Source organism: Pseudomonas aylmerensis (genome assembly GCF_001702265.1).
GTDB lineage: Bacteria > Pseudomonadota > Gammaproteobacteria > Pseudomonadales > Pseudomonadaceae > Aquipseudomonas > Aquipseudomonas aylmerensis.
Map to the genome: position 1 here is coordinate 25,379 of NZ_MAUE01000048.1, position 17,869 is coordinate 43,247.

Below are 17,869 nucleotides of genomic sequence, written 5' to 3' on the forward strand. Positions count from 1 at the left end.
ACATTTGAAACTGCGCCAGGGGTTTAGATCAGGTTATTTGCCGAGCTTGCGCAGCTCATCCGACTCCACCACCCGCACCCCATCCTGCTCTTCCAGCGCCAGGCGCCACATGGCCCGGGCCAGTTCGCAGACTTCAATGCCGTGGTACTTGCCCGGAATCAACCGCGACAATGGCCCGGCCAATTGCTCGGCCAGGCGCGGCTCCAGGCGTTCGCCCAGCAGCAGCGACGGCCGCACGATGGTCAGTTGCGGCCAGTCCTGCGCCTTCAGCGCCTGTTCCATTTCGCCTTTGACGCGATTATAGAAAATCGAGGATTTCGGGTCGGCGCCGATCGCGCTGATCACGATCAAGTGCCGTGCGCCCATTTCCCGCGCACGTTTGGCGAAGGCCACGACCATGTCCAGGTCCACGGCGCGGAAGGCCTCTTCAGAGCCGGCCTGCTTGATGGTGGTGCCCAGGCAGCAGAATGCGATATCCACCCGGCCGCTCAGTTGCGGCAGGAAGACCGCCGGGTCGCCGACCGGGTTTTCCAGGTGTGGGTGCTCGGCCAGCGGCTTGCGGCTCGGTGCCAGCACGCGGGTCACGGTGGGCTCGTTGAGCAGGCGGTCGAGCAGGTGTTCGCCGGTGAGCCCGGAGGCGCCGGCGAGCAAGATATGCTGCGGTGTCAGGTACATGGTGTTTCCCCCTTGTTACACATTACAGCTTAGTTGCCTTTGGCTTCCTTGCTATTCATTGAGACGCTTTCGAGCGCCTTTCGTGCCTGCTGCTTGCGTAATAATTGCCAGTGGGCGATGACGCCCTTGGGGGCCCAGATCTGCGGCTCAGAGGCTTCGAAGTTGTCCGCCTGTTCGCGTTCGGTCACATGCAGCTGCGCGAGCTTGAACGCCTGCTGCAGGTCATCGGTCTGGTTGAAGGCTTGGGCGAAGAGGGCGTCGCCAAAGTAGGTGAAGTCAGCTTCCTCGGAGCAGCCGAAGGACACGCGGTCGGCGCGCGAGGCGGTCATGATCAGCGTGTGTTCATCTTTCAGCGCCGGGATAAACCCGCCGGAGTAGCAGGCGGAAATCACGATGATCTTGTCGCGATTCTTCAGCGGCGTGAGCACCGCCGCCAGTTCATCGGCGGGCAGGTCGGCCAGCTCCATGCGCGGCTGGTCGAGCACCAGCTCGTGTTCGTGGGTGCCGTGGCTGGTCAGGTAGATGAACACCAGGTCTTCCGGCCCGCTGCGCTCGGCGAGGGTCTGGACGGCGCGCCGCAGGCTTTCGCGCGTGGCCATCGGACGGTCGGCGATATGGTCGCGGTGGTTGACCAGGCGAATCTGCCCGCGGGCACCGAAGCGCGTGGCGAGCATATTGCTGACGTAATCGGCTTCGCGCAGGAACACGCTTTGTTTGCCGTCGCCGGCCAGTACCAGGGTGTACAGCTCCACCGCCGAGGTAGAGGCGGGCACCGCGGCGAGGGCGGCGTCGAGCAGGTGGCCCTGGGCCAGGATCCCGGTCTCCAGTGGATCGGGCAGCAGCTTGCCGTCGGCATCACGCACGCGCATGCCGTTGACCCAGGTACCGGCCTGCACCGTGCCATCGGTCAGCACCAGGGTGCCTTTGCCTTGATAGCTGTCGCTGTCGAAGCCGCCGATATAGAAGCTGCCGTCGGTGAGGTTCAAGCGGCCTTCGCCGGTAAAGCGCCAGTCGACGAACTGGCCGACATAATGGCTGCCGTCCACGCCGATCAACTCGCCCTTGCCGCTGAGGGCGCCTTCCTTGAACTGGCCGATCCAGACATCGCCGTCGGCGTTTTCGTAGCGGCCCTTGCCGTTGAGCTGGTTCTGCTTGAACTGGCCGACATAGATGTCGCCGTCGGCGCTGTTGAACGTGCCGTTGCCTTCCAGTTGGCCATCCACGAAGTGGCCGTTGAACTGGTTGCCGCTGTCATCGTTGCGCTGGCCTTCGCCGTTCGGCTTGCCATGGGCGAACTGGCCCTGGTATTGGCTGCCATCGGCCAGCTCCAGGCGGCCGAGGCCGGAATACTGGTCGTCCTTGAATTCGCCGCGATAGGTCATCTGCCCCTCTTTGAGGGTGCCTTCGCCGTTGCGCCGACCGTTCTTGAAGCCGCCGACATACTGGCTGCCGGCCGTGGTCAGGCTGCCCTGGCCGTCGAACAGGCCTTGCTGGAACTGGCCTTTATAGACTTCGCCGTTGCTGCCATGCCACTCGCCCTGGCCGTGCCACTGGCCTTTGTCGAACTGCCCGGCGTACCAGCTGCCGTTCGGGTAGTCCACGCGACCCTTGCCTTGCAGCAAGCCATCGACCACATCGCCCCGGTAACGGCCGCCATCGGGCAGGCGCGCATCGGGCGGCAACAGCGATTCGCCGTCTCCGCAAGCGGTGAGCAACAGGGCAAGGGCAAGGGGAGCGAGTGGGCGCATAGCGGGATCCGGATAATTGAGCGCCGAGTATGCCGCAGCTGCGGGTTTCATACATAAATTTACATCTGTTGTGGTAAGGATTTTGCCTTTCCACAGATCCGTAGGAGCCGGCTTGCCGGCGGGCATTCAAGGGGAATGCGGCGGCTGTGCGTTTTTCGCTGGCAAGCCAGCTCCTACACGGGGGCGGGTGGTTACACGAAGTAGAGCGACAACGACTCGGCTACGTAAGCGGGTTTTTCCTGGCCTTCGATTTCCAGGGTCGCGGTGGCCTTGAGCAGCCATTGACCGGGCTTTTTCTCGGTGACGTCATTGAGGGTCACGTTCAGGCGCACCTTGGAATTGACCTTCACCGGCTGGATAAACCGCACACTGTCCAGGCCATAGTTGACGGCCATCTTCAAGCCTTCGGGCACGATCAGCAGGTCTTCCATCAGCTTGGGCATCAGCGACAAGGACAGGAACCCATGGGCGATGGTGGTGCCGAACGGCGTCTGCGCGGCCTTGACCGGGTCGACATGGATGAACTGGTGATCGCCGGTGGCCTCGGCGAACAGGTTGATACGGGCCTGGTCGATGGTGAGCCATTCGGAACGTCCCAGTTCCTTGCCGACATAATCTTTGAGCTGCGCTACGGGTACATAGGGCATTGCGTCTCTCCTTGGTTCATCGGTGCTGTTTTTATGGGTTACAGAGAACCAATGTAGATCATCATGGCCAATCAGCCCGGTCAACCCACCATGCTTTTGGCGAATGCCGATGCATAGGGCGGGCATGCTTATAATGCGGGCGGGTCTTGAGGGGGGAGAAAACGGATGCTGTTACGCGGTCTGACATGGCTGGTGTTGTTTCAATTGATCGGCACGGCGATCAATCATTTGCTGTTACCGGTGCTGCCGGGCCCGATCATTGGCCTGCTGTTGATGCTCGGCTACCTGGTGTGGCGCGGCGAAGTCGGCGAGCCCCTGAGCCTGGCGGCCAGCAGCCTGTTGCGCTATTTGCCGTTGCTGCTGGTGCCGCCGGCGGTGGGGGTGATGGTGTATGCGCGGGACATTGCCGCCGACTTCTGGGCAATCGTCGGCGCGCTGGTGGTGTCGCTGGTGATCGCCATGGGCTTTGTCGGCCTGTTGATGGAGCACATGGTCAAGCGCAAGGAGAAGGATCAATGATCTTCGACTGGCAAGGCGCGTGGACAGCCGTGATTCACCACCCTCTGTTTGGCATCGGTATCACCCTCGGCGCGTATCAATTGGTACTCGCGGGCTTTGAGAAAACCCGCTGGATTTTCCTGCAGCCGGTGCTGGTTTCCATGCTGCTGGTGATTGGCGTGTTGCTCACCTGCGGGCTGAGCTACGCCGAGTACCGCAAGAGCACCGAGATCATGAGCATCCTGCTCGGCCCCGCGACCGTGGCCCTGGCGGTGCCGCTGTACTTGAACCTGCGGCGGATTCGCCAATTGTTCTGGCCGATTTTTACTACGCTGGTGATAGGTGGCGTGTTGGCCACTGGCCTGTGTGTGTTGCTGGGGTGGTGGTTTGGCGCCGAGCATAGGATGCTGATGACGATGGCGCCCAAGTCGGTGACCTCGCCGATCGCCATGCTGGTGGCCGAGCAGATCGGTGGCGTGGCCGCGCTGGCGGCGGTGTTTGTACTGATCACCGGGGTGATCGGCGCGATGATCGGGCCTGCTTACCTGTCGCGCCTGGGGGTGCGCAGCCCCGAGGCGCGCGGCATGGCGCTGGGCATGACCGCCCACGCCGTCGGCACCTCGGTGGCCCTGCAGGAAAGCGAAGAGTGTGGCGCCTTTGCAGCGCTGGCCATGAGTCTGATGGGCGTGGCCACGGCGGTGTTCCTGCCGCTGGCTGTGTCGGTGATTGTTTAAACCGGGTTTAAGGAAACCTTTATGAGTCTGGCGCTGTTCCCGCTCAATACCGTGCTGTTCCCTGGCTGCACCCTCGACCTGCAACTGTTCGAGGCGCGCTACCTGGACATGATCAGCCGCTGCCTGAAAAAGGGCGAAAGCTTCGGCGTGGTGTGCATCCTCGACGGCAAGGAAGTGGGCATCGCCCCGGACGGCTACGCGCTGATCGGCTGCGAAGCGCTGATTCGCGACTTCAAGCAACAGGACAACGGCCTGCTTGGGATTCGCGTCGAAGGTGGCCGTCGCTTCCGCGTGCGTGACGCCGGCGTGCAGAAAGACCAGTTGCTGGTGGCCGAGGTGCAGTGGCTGGAAGAACAACCGGACCAGGCGCTGGAAGAAGAGGACGCCGACCTCCTGGCCTTGCTGCAGGCCCTGGCCGAACACCCGATGGTCGCCTCGCTGGACATGGGCGCCCACGCCGACGGCCAGCAAGCCCTGGGCAACCAACTGGCGTATCTGTTGCCGTTCACCGAGGCCGACAAGATCGACCTGCTGCAGCTCGACGACCCGCAGCAACGGCTGGACGCGATCCAGATGTTGCTCGATGAACTGCAAGGCGAGCTGTTCACCTGAGTTTCGGAAAACTCCGGCGCTGCTTTCGGACGTTTCTTCGCGGCCCGCTGTGCGTTGCCTGAAATAGTCGCCGATCACATAACGATGATCGGGGGATGGACATGATTCGGCTAGCGCAATCGGAGCAGGCGGTCTGGGACGCTTTTTTTGTCAGCATTGCCGGGCAATTGCTGCAGTCGGACGCCAAGCGCGGTGCGGAATACATCGCCGAGCGCGCCGCAGAGATTGCCGATGAGATGCTGTTGGAGCGACGCGAACGCTGTATTGAGCGTCGCGTTGCTCCCGTCGACTGGTTGGGGCCGGCCCGGAGTCAGTAGGCATACCTGAGCAGCGCGTGCGGTGTGCCGGTAAAGGCGATAAAACTCAGCACCGCCACTATCGCCGGCAGTAACAGCCACCAGGCTTTCTGCGACATCGGCGGCAATGGGCTGCGGTACTGGCTGACGGTCAGGCTGAACGCACACACGGTCATCGCCAGCAGCGTGCCCGCCAGGATATCGGTGGGCCAATGAGCGCCCAGGTACACCCGGGACAATGCGATAAAAGCGGCGGGGATGCAGCCCAGCAGCATCCAGGTCAGGCGCAGCCGCGTGGGCTGGCCGCGACCGGCCAATACCGCCAATGCCAGGAAAAACGCGAACGCGCCGGACGCGTGGCCGCTGGGCATGCTGAAGCTGGTGAGTGGGTCGGTCAGGATCTCCGGGCGACCGCGCGCGAAAAACAGCTTGGTCCCGGTATTGATCACCGCCGCCCCGGCCAGTGTGGCGCCGACAAACACGGCATGCCGCCATTGCCGTGCCAGGAGCAGCAGGCCGGTGAACACGGCGCTGGCGACGAACATCTTCTTGAACTCACCCAACTGCGTAATCCGCACCATCACCTCGTCCAACCAGGCGCTGCGATGTTCCTGGACCAGCGCACTGAGGCCCTGGTCAAAGTCGTTGAGGTGCGGATAGCCGATAAACAGTGCGATCAACAGCGTCAGGCTGGCGCAGCCGATCCACAGCGTCGCGCTACGATGCCCGCGCAGGCTGCTGTTCAAGCTCAGCCCCAGCAGTATCGCCAGGCACGCCGCGACAATCCCCGCTTCCGGCCAGAACCCTGGTGGCAATGGCAGGCGAAACGCGGCGCCGGTCGCCCAGCCTGGCAACAGGTAGGCCACCGACCAGCCGGCGGCCGCTAGAACGCTGACGGCGGCAAAGCGCGGAAACGGCATGTCGCACATGCCGGCCACCATTGGCAGCATCGGGCGCAGCGGGCCGATGAAACGTCCGACCAACAGGCTGGCGATGCCGTACTTGTGGAAGTAGGACTCTGCGCCGCTCATCCACTCGGGGTGGTGGCGCAGACCGGGCAGGCGGCGAATGTTCTGGTGGAAATGACGCCCCAGATAATAGGACACAGCATCGCCCAACAACCCACCGAGGAACCCCAGCAACAGGGTTTCGCTCAACGACAGCGCACCACTGCCGGCCAAGGCAGCGATGGCGAACAGCAACACCGTGCCAGGCACGATCAGGCCGGCAATCGCCAGGCATTCCACGCACGCGACGATAAACACCGCCACCGCCAGCCATTGCGGGTTGAGGGTCAGCCAGCCGGTAATGCTATCGAGCCATTGGCCCATACAATCCACTCCATCCAAGTTCGTACACCTTGCACGCGCCCGGCAAGCCGGGCTCCTGCAGGCCGTGTCATCACATCAAAAAATAATCGCGGCCTTCGACCTGGCCCCGACGCAGCGGGTTGCGCGTGCAATACGGCGCATAGCCCGCGTCCACGAAGCGGTACATCAAGTGTTCGTCACGGCCACTGGGGATGCCCAGGCGGGTGGTCTGGATGATCTGTGTGGGTGTCTGGCCAACGTCTTCCACATAGAGCAAGTCCTGATCGAAGCGCTTGGCGTCCCAAACCGGCACCTTCAGGCCCAGCGCTTTGCACAGCAGCGTCTGCCCGGCGCACAGCTTCTGCGAGGCACGGGGGCTGCCGTCGGCGTTCGGATTGTTCAACAGCATCTGCGCCAGGCTGGCGGGGCCGGAGCGTTCATCGACCCACGGATAGGCCGATTTGATCAGTACCGCATTGCCCGGGCCGTGGGCGCTGAAGTTCAGCGAATCGCCGCCACGGGCGTAGTACATGTAGATATGGCCGCCATCCAGAAACAAAGCCTTACGCTTTTCTGTGTAGCCGAGTGAGGCGTGGCTGCCTTTTTCGGCCACGTAATAGGCTTCGGTTTCAATAATTCGCGCCGAAAGCCAGATATCGCCGACGCGATGGCGTATGACTTTTCCGAGCAATTCGCGCGCGAGCAATTGTGCATCGCGGTCGAAGAAGCTGTCGGGCAGGGCGCTGGCGGGGAGTTGCGGGGTCAAACCGGACATGGCGTTCAGGGTTATTACGGCTAAATGTGACGGAATAATAACAACTCCCACCTTAATTACCGCTGAACCCCAGGTTTTTACAGTTCATTTCGACCATCCGCCCCTCACCGCTGTCAGTCGGGCGGCGTCACAGCTATAATCTGCCGCTTTCCTCTTTGCCAAGACTCCCTGACCATGACTGAGTCCGTTCTTGACTACATGACCCGCCTGGGTCGCGCTGCCCGTCAGGCCTCGCGGTTGATCGCCCGTGCGAGCACCGCGCAGAAGAACCGCGCCCTGCTGGCGGCCGCCGACGCTCTGGACGCCTCGCGCTCCGAGCTGACCGCCGCCAACGAACAGGACCTGGCCAACGGCCGCGCCAATGGCCTGGAGCCCGCGCTGCTGGACCGCCTGGCGCTGACCCCGGCACGTATCGACGACATGATCGAAGGCCTGCGTCAGGTGGCCAAGCTGCCTGACCCCATCGGTGAAATCCGCGACATGCGTTACCTGCCGTCCGGCATCCAGGTCGGCAAGATGCGGGTGCCGCTGGGTGTGATCGGCATCATCTATGAGTCGCGCCCGAACGTGACCATCGACGCCGCGAGCCTGTGCCTCAAGTCAGGCAATGCCACCATTCTGCGTGGCGGCTCCGAAGCGATCAATTCCAACCGTGCCATTGCCGCGTGCATCCAGCAGGGCCTGGCGGTGGCCGAGTTGCCGGCTGAAGTGGTGCAAGTGGTGGAAACCACCGACCGCGCCGCCGTGGGCGCCTTGATCACCATGCCGGAGTTCGTCGATGTCATCGTGCCGCGCGGTGGCAAGAGCCTGATCGAACGCGTCAGCCGCGATGCCAAGGTGCCTGTCATCAAGCACCTAGACGGTGTGTGCCACGTGTTCATCGACGTGGCCGCCGATATCGACAAGGCGATCCGCATCGCCGACAACGCCAAGACTCACCGCTACGCCCCGTGCAACACCATGGAAACCCTGCTGGTGCACGCAGGCATTGCCGAGCGCGTGCTGCCGCCGCTGGCTGCCATCTACCGTGACAAGGGCGTGGAGCTGCGGGGTTGCGAGCGCACCCGTGCGCTGCTCGGCGCGGAGGTGATCGAGGCGACCGAGCTGGACTGGTACACCGAATACACCGCGCCGATCCTGTCGATCAAGATTGTCGACGACCTCGACGAGGCCATCGAACACATCAACACCTACGGCTCCAAGCACACCGATGCCATTGTTTCCGAGCATTTCAGCGATGCCCGGCGTTTCCTCAACGAAGTGGATTCCGCTTCGGTGATGATCAACGCCTCGACGCGTTTTGCCGACGGCTTCGAGTATGGCCTGGGGGCGGAGATCGGCATCTCCACCGACAAGCTCCACGCACGCGGCCCGGTTGGCCTGGAAGGCCTGACCAGCGAGAAGTACGTGGTGTTCGGCGACGGTCATGTGCGCACTTGATGGCTAAACGCATCGGGCTGCTCGGTGGCACCTTCGACCCCGTGCACATCGGCCATTTGCGCAGTGCCCTGGAAGTCGCGGATGCCCTGGCGTTGGACGAACTGCGCCTGATCCCCAATTTCCGGCCGCCGCATCGCGACACTCCACAGGTGTCGCCGCAGCAGCGCCTGGAAATGGTGCGCCTTGCCGTGGAAGGCATACCGCCGCTGGTGGTGGACGATCGCGAGCTCAAGCGCGATAAACCGTCCTACACTGTCGACACCCTGGAGCTGATGCGCGCCGAGTTGGCCGCGGATGACCAGTTGTTTCTGCTTTTGGGCTGGGACGCATTTTGCGGCCTGCCCTCTTGGCATCGCTGGGAGGAACTCCTCCAGCATTGCCACATCCTGGTTTTGCAACGCCCGGATGCCGACAGCGAACCGCCGGATGCCTTGCGCAACCTGCTGGCCGCGCGGTCGGTAAGTGACCCCTTGGCCCTGACCGGGCCGAACGGGAATATTGCATTCGTCTGGCAGACCCCGCTTGCGGTGTCCGCCACCCAGATCCGTCAACTGCTGGCCAGCGGGAAGTCGGTACGTTTCCTGGTGCCTGACGCGGTCCTGGCCTACATCGATGCGCACGGGCTTTACCGTGCGTCGAACTGAAAAGGCGCGCTTGAACGCACGGACAACCGTGCAGCAAGCGCCCGAACATACGAGCAAAACGAGTTTTTTATGACGAACAAAGACGTAAGCAAAGTTAAGCGCAAAGGCACGTTCAAAAGCGCCCCGCTGCCGGTCGAAGCGCACACCGGCCCTGAGCTGGCTGGCGAAGAGCTGGTAAAAGTCGCCGTGGCGGCCCTGGAAGACGTGAAGGCCCAGGACATCCAGGTCCTGGACGTACGCGACAAGCAGAGCATCACCGACTTCATGATCATCGCCACCGGTACCTCCAACCGCCAGATCGGCGCGATGCTCGACAAGGTTCGCGAAGCCGTCAAGGCCCAGGGCGTCAAGCCGCTGGGTGAAGAAGGCAAGGGCGACAGCGACTGGGTGCTGCTGGACATGGACGACGTGATCGTTCACATGATGACTTCCAACGCCCGTCAGTTCTACGACTTGGAGCGTCTGTGGAAAGGCGCCGAGCAGAGCCGTGCGGCTGACGGCAAGCACCACAGCCCGGAAGTGGGCCACGCGCACTTCGACAAGCTCAACAAAGACCAGGAATAAGGAACGGCTGTGCGCCTGCGTCTGATTGCTGTCGGTTCACGCATGCCCAAGTGGGTGGAAGAAGGCTGGCACGAGTATGCCAAGCGTCTGCCCGCTGAGCTGTCGCTGGAACTGGTAGAGATACCGCTCAATACCCGGGGCAAGAATGCCGACGTGGCACGTTTTATCCGTCAGGAAGGCGAGGCCATGCTGGCCAAGGTCGGCCCCAACGAGCGCATCGTCACCCTCGAAGTGCACGGCAAACCCTGGAGCACCGAGCAACTGGCGGTTGAGCTGGATCGCTGGCGCCTGGACTCGCGCACGGTCAACTTCATGGTCGGCGGCCCGGAAGGGCTGGCGCCGGAAGTCTGCGCACGGGCGGATCAGCGCTGGTCGCTGTCGGCGCTGACGCTGCCGCACCCGTTGGTAAGGATCCTGATCGGTGAACAGCTGTATCGCGCCTGGACAGTTCTGTCCGGGCACCCTTACCACAAATAATCTGCGCCCCTCCCGATGACCCAGCCGATCCGCATCAAGGACCACGAGAAAGACGCACGTCTGGTACGCGCGCGCGTGGTGTTTGGCGCGATCATGGTCGTGGTGCTGTTGGGGGTGCTGATTGCCCGCCTGTATTTCCTGCAGGTGATCCAGTACGACTATCACTCCACCTTGTCGGAAAACAACCGGGTGCACGTGCAGCCGATTCCGCCGACCCGTGGCCTGATTTTCGACCGCAATGGCGTGGTGGTCGCGGATAACCGTCCCAGCTTCAGCCTGAGCATGACCCGCGAGCGTTCCGGCGACTGGCAGCAGATCCTCGATGTCATTGTCGAGGTGCTGCAGCTGACTCCGGAAGACCGGGTGATTTTCGAGAAGCGCATGAAGCAGGGGCGCCGGCCTTTCGAGCCGGTGCCGATCCTGTTTGAGCTGACCGAAGAGCAGATCGCGCGGATCGCGGTGAACCAGTTCCGCCTGCCGGGCGTGGAAGTGGTCGCACAGTTGGTGCGTCACTACCCGCAGGGGCCGCACTTTGCGCACTCGGTCGGCTACATGGGGCGGATCAACGAGAAAGAGCTGAAAAGCCTCGACCCGGTCAACTACAGCGGCACCCACCATATCGGCAAGACCGGCATCGAGCGTTTCTACGAGCCGGAGCTGCACGGCCAGGTGGGTTACGAGGAAGTCGAGACCAACGCGCGCGGCCGCGTGCTGCGGGTGCTCAAGCGGACCGACCCGGTGCCGGGCAAGGACATTGTGCTGAGCCTGGACATCAAGCTGCAGGAAGCGGCGGAGATGGCCCTGGGTGGGCGTCGTGGCGCGGTCGTGGCGCTGGACCCGAATACCGGCGAAGTGCTGGCGATGGTCAGCCAGCCGAGCTTCGACCCTAACCTGTTCGTTACCGGGATCAGCTTCAAGGCCTACGCCGAGTTGCGTGATTCCATCGACCGACCGCTGTTCAACCGCGTGTTGCGTGGCCTGTACCCGCCGGGTTCGACGATCAAGCCAGCGGTGGCGATTGCCGGCCTGGATGCGGGCGTGGTCACCGCCTCCAGCCGCGTGTTCGACCCGGGCTACTACATGCTGCCCAACTACGATCACAAATACCGTAACTGGAACCGCACCGGTGACGGATATGTCGACCTGGACACCGCGATCATGCGCTCCAACGACACCTATTTTTACGACCTGGCCCACAAGCTTGGCATCGACCGTTTGTCTGCCTACATGGGCAAGTTCGGCCTGGGCCAGAAAGTCTCCCTGGATATGTTCGAGGAATCCCCTGGCCTGATGCCATCGCGCGAGTGGAAGCGCGCGACCCGTCGCCAGGCCTGGTTCCCGGGCGAAACCCTGATCCTCGGGATCGGCCAGGGCTACATGCAGGCCACGCCGCTGCAACTGGCCCAGGCCACGGCGCTGGTGGCGAACAAAGGCGTCTGGAATCGGCCGCACCTGGCCAGGACCATCGAGGGCGAAAAGCCGCTGGATGAAAACCCGATCCCGGACATCGTGCTGCGCGACCCGTCGGACTGGACCAAGGTCAACCACGGCATGCAGCAAGTGATGCACGGCGCCCGTGGCACCGCGCGCAAGGCGGCGGTCGGCGCGCAGTACCGCATTGCCGGCAAGAGCGGGACCGCCCAGGTGGTCGCGATCAAGCAGGGCGAGAAATATGACCGCTCCAAGGTTCAGGAGCGCCACCGTGACCACGCCTTGTTTGTCGGCTTTGCCCCGGCGGACGACCCGAAAATCGTGGTGGCGGTGATGGTCGAGAACGGCGAGTCCGGCTCCGGCGTTGCTGCGCCCGTGGTGCGCCAAGTGATGGATGCCTGGCTGTTGGCCGACGACGGCAGGCTCAAGCCCGAATATGGCGGCCCCCCTTCAAGCACCGAGGTTACGGCCAGTGAAGAGTAATTTTGACCGCATCCTCTCCAGCGAGGATGTGATGCGTCGCCGCGCGACGTTGCTGCAGCGCATGCACATCGATGGCCCGTTGCTGATCCTGCTCCTGACCCTGGCGGCCGGCAGCCTGTTCGTGCTGTATTCGGCCAGCGGCAAGAACTGGGACCTGCTGATCAAGCAGGCCTCGTCGTTCGGCCTTGGCCTGTTGTCGATGCTGGTGATTGCCCAGCTCGAACCGCGTTTCATGGCGCGGTGGGTGCCCTTGGGCTACGTTGCCGGCGTATTGCTATTGGTGGTGGTGGACGTGATGGGCCACAACGCCATGGGGGCGACGCGCTGGATCAACATTCCCGGGGTGATTCGCTTCCAACCGTCGGAATTCATGAAGATCCTGATGCCGGCGACCATTGCCTGGTATCTGTCCAAACGCACCTTGCCGCCGCAGCTCAAGCATGTGGCCATCAGCCTGTTCCTGATCGGCGTGCCGTTTATCCTGATCGTGCGCCAGCCAGACCTCGGCACCTCGCTGCTGATCCTGGCGGGCGGTGCGTTCGTGCTGTTCATGGGCGGGCTGCGCTGGCGCTGGATCCTCAGCGTGCTGGCCGCCGCCGTGCCGGTGGCCGTGGCCATGTGGTTCTTCTTCATGCACGACTACCAGAAGCAACGGATCCTGACTTTCCTCGACCCGGAAAGCGACCCGCTGGGCACCGGCTGGAACATTATCCAGTCGAAGGCCGCCATCGGTTCCGGCGGTGTATTTGGTAAGGGTTGGTTACTGGGCACCCAGTCGCACCTGGACTTCCTGCCCGAGAGCCACACCGACTTCATTATTGCGGTGATGGGCGAAGAGTTCGGCCTGGTGGGCATTTGCGCGCTGTTGCTGATTTATTTGCTGTTGATTGGTCGCGGCCTGGTGATCACCGCGCAGGCGCAGACGCTGTTCGGCAAATTGCTCGCCGGCAGCCTGACCATGACTTTTTTTGTTTACGTTTTCGTCAACATCGGTATGGTCAGTGGCCTGTTGCCGGTGGTTGGGGTGCCGTTGCCGTTCATTAGCTACGGCGGAACTTCGCTGGTGACATTGCTGTCAGCGTTTGGGGTTTTGATGTCGATTCATACGCATCGCAAATGGATCGCACAGGTTTGAATAAGGTGAAGATGTCAATGCAAGTAATGCGCGGCTGGGCGACTCGGCATGCGTCCTGGATGGGCCTGATCGGGCTGCTGGGGGCAACGCAGGAGGTGCAGGCCGGTGACTACGATGGCTCACCCCAGGTCGCCGAATTTGTCGGTGAGATGACCCGCGACTACGGTTTCGCCGGTGAACAACTGATGGGCGTGTTCCGCGAAGCCCAGCGCAAGCAGGCGATTCTCGACGCCATCTCCCGTCCCGCCGAGCGCGTGAAGCAGTGGAAGGAATATCGCCCGATGTTCCTGACCGACGCCCGCGTGGCCCGTGGCGTGGACTTCTGGCGCCAGCACGAGGCAGTCCTGGCCCGCGCCGAGCAGGAGTACGGCGTGCCGGCCCAGGTGATCGTCGCGATTATCGGCATCGAAACCTTCTACGGCCGCAACACCGGCAGCTACCGGGTGATCGACGCCCTGTCGACCCTGGGTTTCGACTACCCGCCGCGCGCCGACTTCTTCCGCAAGGAGCTGCGTGAGTTCCTGCTGTTGGCCCGCGAAGAGCAGGTCGACCCGCTGACCCTCAAGGGTTCCTACGCCGGTGCCATGGGCCTGCCGCAGTTCATGCCGAGCAGCTTCCGCGCTTATGCCGTGGATTTTGACGGCGACGGGCACATCAATATCTGGAGCAATCCCGACGACGCCATCGGCAGTGTGGCCAGCTACTTCAAACGCCACGGCTGGGTCGCCGGCGAACCGGTGGTGATCCGTGCCGATGTGACCGGCGATCGCGCCGATGAAGGCCTGACCCAGGGTATCGAGCCGGCCAAGACGGTCGGGGAGTTGCGGGCGCTGGGCTGGTCGAGTCAGAATGCGCCACGCGATGATATGCCGGTGACGGCGTTCCGCCTCGAAGGCGAAAATGGCCCTGAATACTGGATGGGCCTGAAGAATTTCTACGCAATCACGCGTTATAACCGCAGTGTGATGTACGCCATGGCCGTGCATCAGCTGTCAGACATGCTGGTCCAAGCACGGGGCAACAAGTAATGCGGGCATCGCCGTTCAATAAACCGCTCAAGCTGGTGGCGTTCGCCGCGTTGTCCTTGCTGGTTGTCAGTTGTTCCACCAGTCGCGGTCCGGCGCAGAAGTCCGGCGGCACCGCCATCCGTTCCCAGCCTGGCCTGGACATCAACCGCGCGCACAAAGACGGCGCGCCGTGGTGGGATGTCGACGTATCGAAGATCCCGGATGCCACGCCAACCCTGCACACCGGCGCCTACAAGGCCAACCCGTATACCGTGCTGGGCAAGACCTATTTCCCGCTGCAGGAATCCAAGACCTACGTGCAATCGGGCACGGCGTCCTGGTACGGCACCAAGTTCCATGGCCAGAACACCGCCAACGGCGAAGTGTATGACCTGTATGGCATGAGCGCAGCGCACAAGACCCTGCCGCTGCCCAGCTATGTGCGCGTGACCAACCTGGACAACAATCGCACGGTGATCCTGCGCGTCAACGACCGCGGGCCGTTCTATTCGGACCGGATCATCGACTTGTCCTATGCCGCCGCGAAGAAACTCGGCTACGCCGAAACCGGCACCGCGCGGGTCAAGGTCGAAGGTATCGACCCGGCGCAGTACTGGGCCCAGCGTGGCAAGCCGGCGCCGTTGATGCTCAACGAACCGCAAACGCCGCAACCACAGATTACCGCGTCGGCCGGCAAGGTCGAGCAGTGGACACCGCCGCCGGCGCAGCACGCGCCGGACACCGTGGCCGTGCCTCAGGCCGCGCCGGGCAGTTCGATGGCGGGCGGGCAGTACCTGCAGGTGGGCGCTTTCGCCAACCCGGATGCGGCAGAACTGTTAAGGTCCAAGCTGAGCAGCATGGTCAGCGCGCCGGTCTTCATCAGCTCCATCGTGCGTAACCAGCAGACCCTGCACCGTGTGCGCATGGGCCCGATCGGCTCGCCGAGCGAGGTCGCGCAAGTGCAGAACAGCGTGCGCCTGGCCAACCTGGGGCAACCCAGCGTGGTCACCGCCGAATAATAAAGATTGATGGTTCTGGCCCGTGCGCGGGCTTGAACCCTGGTTGTTGGCTCGTTGAACAATAAAAACCCAGGGGCAAGGGGTGAGCGGGCAACCGAACACGTGACAGTCTGGTAGCGGGCTGTCTGAATAAGTTTTGCCCGCGAGGGCAAGTTTCCATAAGCAATTTCGAGAGACGGATGAACATCACCACCTTAGCCAAACGCACGTGCCTGCTTCTTTCGCTGATCATCACCCCGGCCGCCTGGGCGGTTGAAATGGTGCCGGCTTCCCCGCAACTGGCTGCCAAGGCCTGGGTCCTCATGGATGCCGCCAGCGGCAACGTGCTGGTCGAGAACAACGGTGACCAGCGCCTGCCCCCAGCCAGCCTGACCAAGCTGATGACCGCCTACATCGCGACCCTGGAAATCCGTCGCGGCCAGATCGGCGAGAACGACCCGGTCACCGTCAGCGAAAACGCCTGGCGCACCGGCGGTTCGCGGATGTTCATCAAGGTCGGCTCGCAAGTGACCGTGAGCGACCTGCTGCACGGCATCATCATTCAGTCCGGTAACGACGCCAGCGTGGCCCTGTCCGAGCACATCGCCGGCAGCGAAGACGCGTTCGCCGACATGATGAACAAAACCGTGGCTGACCTGGGCATGACCAACAGCCACTTCATGAACCCGACCGGCCTGCCAAACCCAGAGCACTACTCGTCGGCTCACGACATGGCGATCCTGGCGCGCGCGATTATCCGCGTCGACCCGGTGCACTACGCGATCTACTCCCAGAAGGAATTCTTCTGGAACAACATCAAGCAGCCTAACCGCAACCTGCTGCTGTGGCGCGACAAGACCGTCGACGGTCTGAAAACCGGCCACACCGAAGAAGCCGGTTACTGCATGGTGTCGTCCGCCGTACGTGATGGCCAGCGCCTGATCGCCGTCGTATTCGGCACCAACAGCGAGCAGGCCCGTGCGGCCGAGACGCAAAAACTGCTGACCTACGGTTTCCGCTTCTTCGAAACCCAGACCTTCTATCAGAAGGGTGCTGAGCTGGCGACCGCTCCGGTCTGGAAAGGCGCAACCTCGCAGGTCAAGGCCGGCCTGGCTGAAGACCTGACCCTGACCATGCCTAAAGGCCAGCTGAAAAAGCTCGCGGCCAGCATGACCATGAACCCGCAATTGGTCGCGCCAATCGCCAAGGGTGACGTGATCGGTAAGGTCGAAGTGAAGCTGGACGACAAGGTGGTGCACAGCGCCGACCTGATCGCGCTGGACGCCGTCGACGAAGGTGGTATCTTCCGCCGCGTGTGGGATAGCATCCGTCTATTCTTCTACAGCTTGTTCAACTGATTAGTGTGCACCTGCAAAGCCCCGTGTTGATCCGACACGGGGCTTTGCCCGTCGCCACGGCTTACGCTTACGAGGCCGTTTCGCCATGACCGATAAAGAAGTAGAAGTAAAGGCGCCCAAGATCGAATTCCCAGTGACGGATTATCCCGTCAAGGTGATCAGCGATACCGGCGTGGGCCGCAAGGACAAGATTCTCGAGATCGTCAGAAAACACGCGACGATCAACGACAACCGTGTGGACGAGCGTCAGAGCTCCACCGGCAAATACACCACGATCCAGTTGCACATCGTTGCCACGGATCAGGACCAGCTCTACAACATCAACAGTGAACTGCGGGCCACCGGCTTCGTGCACATGGTGCTGTGATGTCGCATACCCTGGGCTTTCGCGAGCTCGGCCAGATGGACTATGAGCCCGTCTGGCACGCCATGCAGCGCTTCACCAATGAGCGCGGCAGCTCGGCCCCCGATGAGATCTGGCTGGTGGAACACCCGCCGGTATTTACCCAGGGCCAGGCCGGCAAGGCCGAACATCTGTTGTTGCCGGGTGATATTCCGGTGGTGCAGGTCGACCGAGGTGGCCAAGTGACTTACCATGGGCCGGGTCAACTGGTGGCGTACCTGCTGCTGGACGTACGCAAGCTTGGGTTTGGCGTACGCGACCTGGTGAGCCGCATGGAGGCTTGCCTGATCGAGCTGTTGGCCAGTTACGGCGTGACTGCCGCGGCCAAGCCCGATGCACCCGGTGTGTATGTGGACGGCGCGAAAATCGCCTCCCTCGGTTTGCGCATCCGCCACGGTTGTTCCTTTCATGGCCTGGCCTTGAACGTGGACATGGACCTGGCGCCGTTTCGGCGGATCAACCCGTGCGGTTACGCCGGGCTGGCGATGACCCAACTGAGCGACCACGCCACACCGATTAAATTTGCCGAGGTAAGTGCCCGGCTGCGTGCGCAGCTCGTCAAACACCTCGACTATGCTGAGCAGACGACCCTCACGGGCGGAATCGACTGATTATGACTACTGATGCAGTGCAA

General features: G+C 62.6%; 20 protein-coding genes. 15 read left to right on the forward strand and 5 right to left on the reverse strand.

Annotated elements, in window-relative coordinates; translation table 11 throughout:
- Window positions 1–33 precede the first annotated feature (33 nt).
- From BBG20_RS30375 to BBG20_RS30385, 3 genes are all read right to left on the reverse strand, one after another.
- Window positions 34–675: an oxidoreductase gene (locus BBG20_RS30375; protein WP_065910047.1), complete on the reverse strand. Its 642-nt coding sequence runs from the start codon at window positions 673–675 to the stop codon at window positions 34–36.
- A 29-nt stretch (window positions 676–704) separates the two neighbouring features.
- Entirely contained in the window at window positions 705–2,423 is a 1,719-nt protein-coding gene (locus BBG20_RS30380) for a C13 family peptidase (protein WP_065910049.1), read from the reverse strand.
- A 191-nt stretch (window positions 2,424–2,614) separates the two neighbouring features.
- On the reverse strand, window positions 2,615–3,070 hold the full coding sequence (locus BBG20_RS30385) for a MaoC family dehydratase (protein WP_065910051.1): 456 nt from the start codon (window positions 3,068–3,070) through the stop codon (window positions 2,615–2,617).
- Window positions 3,071–3,235: 165 nt separating this feature from the next.
- On the opposite strand from BBG20_RS30385, the gene BBG20_RS30390 reads away from it, so the two are divergent.
- The 4 genes from BBG20_RS30390 (at window position 3,236) to BBG20_RS30405 (ending at window position 5,231) form a co-directional block, all read left to right on the forward strand.
- A complete protein-coding gene (locus tag BBG20_RS30390) occupies window positions 3,236–3,589 on the forward strand; it encodes a CidA/LrgA family protein (protein WP_065910053.1) in 354 nt (117 codons plus the stop codon).
- Entirely contained in the window at window positions 3,586–4,302 is a 717-nt protein-coding gene (locus tag BBG20_RS30395; protein WP_065910055.1) for an LrgB family protein, read from the forward strand. Before BBG20_RS30390 ends, BBG20_RS30395 begins: the two co-directional genes overlap by 4 nt.
- A gap of 21 nt (window positions 4,303–4,323) precedes the next feature.
- Window positions 4,324–4,914, forward strand: a complete 591-nt coding sequence (locus BBG20_RS30400) for an LON peptidase substrate-binding domain-containing protein (RefSeq protein ID WP_065910057.1) — start codon at window positions 4,324–4,326, stop codon at window positions 4,912–4,914.
- A 101-nt stretch (window positions 4,915–5,015) separates the two neighbouring features.
- Window positions 5,016–5,231 carry a hypothetical protein gene (locus tag BBG20_RS30405; RefSeq protein ID WP_065910332.1) on the forward strand — a complete coding sequence of 72 codons (216 nt, stop codon included), beginning with the start codon at window positions 5,016–5,018 and terminating at the stop codon, window positions 5,229–5,231.
- On the opposite strand, the gene BBG20_RS30410 is transcribed toward BBG20_RS30405, so the two are convergent.
- Together BBG20_RS30410 and BBG20_RS30415 are read right to left on the reverse strand one after the other, a co-directional pair.
- Entirely contained in the window at window positions 5,225–6,541 is a 1,317-nt protein-coding gene (locus tag BBG20_RS30410) for a bifunctional DedA family/phosphatase PAP2 family protein (protein ID WP_065910059.1), read from the reverse strand. The genes BBG20_RS30405 and BBG20_RS30410 overlap by 7 nt on opposite strands.
- A gap of 70 nt (window positions 6,542–6,611) precedes the next feature.
- Window positions 6,612–7,295 (reverse strand): DNA-3-methyladenine glycosylase, encoded by a 684-nt coding sequence (locus BBG20_RS30415; RefSeq protein ID WP_065910061.1) that lies wholly within the window; start codon window positions 7,293–7,295, stop codon window positions 6,612–6,614.
- 174 nt (window positions 7,296–7,469) lie between these two features.
- On the opposite strand from BBG20_RS30415, the gene BBG20_RS30420 reads away from it, so the two are divergent.
- The 11 genes from BBG20_RS30420 (at window position 7,470) to lipB (ending at window position 17,846) form a co-directional block, all read left to right on the forward strand.
- Window positions 7,470–8,735, forward strand: a complete 1,266-nt coding sequence (locus BBG20_RS30420) for a glutamate-5-semialdehyde dehydrogenase (RefSeq protein ID WP_065910063.1) — start codon at window positions 7,470–7,472, stop codon at window positions 8,733–8,735.
- On the forward strand, window positions 8,735–9,379 hold the full coding sequence (nadD, locus tag BBG20_RS30425) for a nicotinate-nucleotide adenylyltransferase (RefSeq protein ID WP_065910068.1): 645 nt from the start codon (window positions 8,735–8,737) through the stop codon (window positions 9,377–9,379). The genes BBG20_RS30420 and nadD overlap by 1 nt, the downstream gene beginning before the upstream one ends.
- Window positions 9,380–9,448: 69 nt before the next feature.
- Complete coding sequence (gene rsfS / locus BBG20_RS30430; RefSeq protein WP_003215432.1) at window positions 9,449–9,943, forward strand: ribosome silencing factor; 495 nt, start codon at window positions 9,449–9,451, stop codon at window positions 9,941–9,943.
- Window positions 9,944–9,952: 9 nt separating this feature from the next.
- Window positions 9,953–10,420: a 23S rRNA (pseudouridine(1915)-N(3))-methyltransferase RlmH gene (gene rlmH / locus BBG20_RS30435; RefSeq protein ID WP_003176297.1), complete on the forward strand. Its 468-nt coding sequence runs from the start codon at window positions 9,953–9,955 to the stop codon at window positions 10,418–10,420.
- A gap of 15 nt (window positions 10,421–10,435) precedes the next feature.
- Entirely contained in the window at window positions 10,436–12,334 is a 1,899-nt protein-coding gene (gene mrdA, locus BBG20_RS30440) for a penicillin-binding protein 2 (protein ID WP_065910070.1), read from the forward strand.
- A 31-nt stretch (window positions 12,335–12,365) separates the two neighbouring features.
- Entirely contained in the window at window positions 12,366–13,469 is a 1,104-nt protein-coding gene (rodA, locus tag BBG20_RS30445) for a rod shape-determining protein RodA (protein ID WP_065910334.1), read from the forward strand.
- A gap of 17 nt (window positions 13,470–13,486) precedes the next feature.
- Complete coding sequence (gene mltB, locus BBG20_RS30450) at window positions 13,487–14,497, forward strand: lytic murein transglycosylase B (RefSeq protein ID WP_065910072.1); 1,011 nt, start codon at window positions 13,487–13,489, stop codon at window positions 14,495–14,497.
- On the forward strand, window positions 14,497–15,495 hold the full coding sequence (locus BBG20_RS30455) for a septal ring lytic transglycosylase RlpA family protein (RefSeq protein ID WP_065910074.1): 999 nt from the start codon (window positions 14,497–14,499) through the stop codon (window positions 15,493–15,495). Before mltB ends, BBG20_RS30455 begins: the two co-directional genes overlap by 1 nt.
- 179 nt (window positions 15,496–15,674) lie before the next feature.
- A complete protein-coding gene (locus BBG20_RS30460; protein WP_065910075.1) occupies window positions 15,675–16,832 on the forward strand; it encodes a D-alanyl-D-alanine carboxypeptidase family protein in 1,158 nt (385 codons plus the stop codon).
- Between the two features lie 85 nt (window positions 16,833–16,917).
- Entirely contained in the window at window positions 16,918–17,199 is a 282-nt protein-coding gene (locus BBG20_RS30465; RefSeq protein WP_043047980.1) for a DUF493 domain-containing protein, read from the forward strand.
- Complete coding sequence (lipB, locus tag BBG20_RS30470; RefSeq protein WP_065910077.1) at window positions 17,199–17,846, forward strand: lipoyl(octanoyl) transferase LipB; 648 nt, start codon at window positions 17,199–17,201, stop codon at window positions 17,844–17,846. The genes BBG20_RS30465 and lipB overlap by 1 nt, the downstream gene beginning before the upstream one ends.
- The last annotated feature ends 23 nt before the right edge of the window (window positions 17,847–17,869 follow it).